The organism is Leisingera sp. F5, assembly GCF_001593695.1.
In genome coordinates this window covers 1-1,973 of sequence record NZ_LUKH01000624.1, presented here as the reverse complement: position 1 = coordinate 1,973, position 1,973 = coordinate 1, and the positions used below count along the sequence as shown (strand labels likewise).

The window sequence follows — 1,973 nt, the reverse complement described above, 5'->3', positions numbered from 1 at the left end:
GGGCTTGCCCCCTTCCGGCCCCGTGGCACTGAAGGAATCACTGTGCATGAGCTGCTAAGCGCCATCGAAGCGGATCAGGGCGAAGCCGGTCTGCGCACCTTTTTTGACGAAGTTTGCGCCGACAGCCCAGACCTGCGGGACCGCCTGCGGGCTGAGGGGGTGCTAAAGATCCGAGAACTGGATTTGGCCTCAAAACGGCGGAAACACTTTCCGGAATTCGTCTGAATTGTCTCTCTGTTGCCAAAAGCCGGGACAAAAACACTGCGAAATCCGGCATTAATTGACGATCGCACAGGATTTTGCTATGCCGCCCCACGAGCCGGCAGCTGCCATCCCGCATGACCCTTGCGGAGCCGGCTGCAACACACACGCGCGGGCCAGGTCAGTGTCCGCAATGACGGATGCATATGACAAAATTCACCGATCTGAACCTTAATCCCAAGGTCCTCAAGGCTATTGAGGAAGCTGGATACGAAACCCCCACCCCGATTCAGGCGGGTGCAATTCCGCCTGCGCTGGAGGGCCGCGATGTTCTGGGAATCGCCCAGACCGGCACCGGCAAGACGGCGTCTTTCACGCTGCCGATGATCACAATGCTGGCGCGCGGCCGCGCCCGGGCCCGGATGCCGCGCAGCCTGGTGCTGTGCCCCACCCGCGAACTGGCGGCCCAGGTGGCGGAAAACTTCGACACCTATGCCAAGCATGTGAAGCTGACGAAGGCGCTGCTCATTGGCGGGGTTTCTTTCAAGGAACAGGACGCGCTGATCGACAAGGGCGTCGATGTGCTGATTGCAACCCCCGGACGCCTGCTGGACCATTTTGAGCGCGGCAAGCTGCTGCTCACTGGTGTGCAGGTGATGGTGGTGGACGAGGCCGACCGGATGCTCGATATGGGGTTCATCCCGGATATCGAGCGCATCTTCTCGCTGACGCCGTTCACCCGCCAGACGCTGTTCTTCTCGGCCACCATGGCGCCGGAGATCGAACGGATCACCAACACTTTCCTGTCCGGCCCCGCCAGGATCGAGGTGGCCCGCCAGGCCACTGCGTCGGAAACCATCGAACAGGCCGTGGTGCAGTTCAAGGCATCGCGCCGTGACCGCGAGGGCAGTGAAAAACGTAAAGTGCTGCGCGCGCTGATCGACAATGAGGGCGACAAGCTCACCAATGGCATCATCTTCTGCAACCGCAAGTCGGACGTGGATATCGTTGCCAAGTCGCTCAAGAAATACGGCTATGACGCATCGCCGATCCATGGCGACCTGGATCAAAGCCAGCGGACCAAAACTTTGGACGGTTTCCGTGAAGGGTCCTTGAGGATCCTGGTAGCCTCGGATGTGGCCGCGCGGGGCCTGGATGTGCCCAGCGTCAGCCATGTATTCAACTTCGATGTGCCCGGCCATGCCGAGGATTACGTCCACCGGATCGGCCGCACCGGACGTGCAGGCCGCGAGGGCAAGGCGATCACCATCTGCATTCCCCGCGATGACAAGGCGTTGGATGGGGTGGAGAAGCTGATCCAGAAAGAGATCCCGCGACTGGACAACCCGGTGAAGCCGGAACCTAAGGCGGAAAAACCTGCCCGCGCAGCCAAGCCGGAACCGGAAGCCCGCGAGCCCCGCAAGGAGGCAGCCCGCAGCCCGCGCAAGGACGAAAAGCCTGCGCAGAAACCCGAACGCGCTTCGGGCCGCGGGAAATACGGCAAACGCGACGACAAGTCCGTGGTCGGCATGGGCGACCACCTGCCCAGCTTCATCGCCCTCAGCTTCGCGGAACGCCGGGCCAGCTGACCAGCACCGCCGCCAGACGCTTTACAGGCCGTTCCATTCTGGAGCGGCCTTTCTTTGTTGCAGCTGCAAAAGGGCGGATCACCATGCAGCTGCCGCATGGCGACCTTTGCACTTGCAGCATAACGGGTCTTCGATCTTGGGTGGCGTCAACCTGTGCAAACAGGCGTATTGCATCCGCAACAC

General features: G+C 61.5%; 1 protein-coding gene and 1 pseudogene. Both read left to right on the top strand.

The features are described 5' to 3' along the window. Window positions 1-225: pseudogene (locus A2I95_RS34055) on the top strand (glycosyltransferase family 2 protein); the annotation flags it as partial. 182 nt (window positions 226-407) lie between these two features. After that, on the top strand, window positions 408-1,790 hold the full coding sequence (locus A2I95_RS34050) for a DEAD/DEAH box helicase (protein ID WP_291736918.1): 1,383 nt from the start codon (window positions 408-410) through the stop codon (window positions 1,788-1,790). Window positions 1,791-1,973: the final 183 nt, after the last annotated feature.

Excerpts from the sequence above, each read along its gene's own strand:
- A2I95_RS34050 (WP_291736918.1), top strand. The coding sequence starts at position 408 with ATGACAAAATTCACCGATCTGAACCTTAATCCCAAGGTCCTCAAGGCT.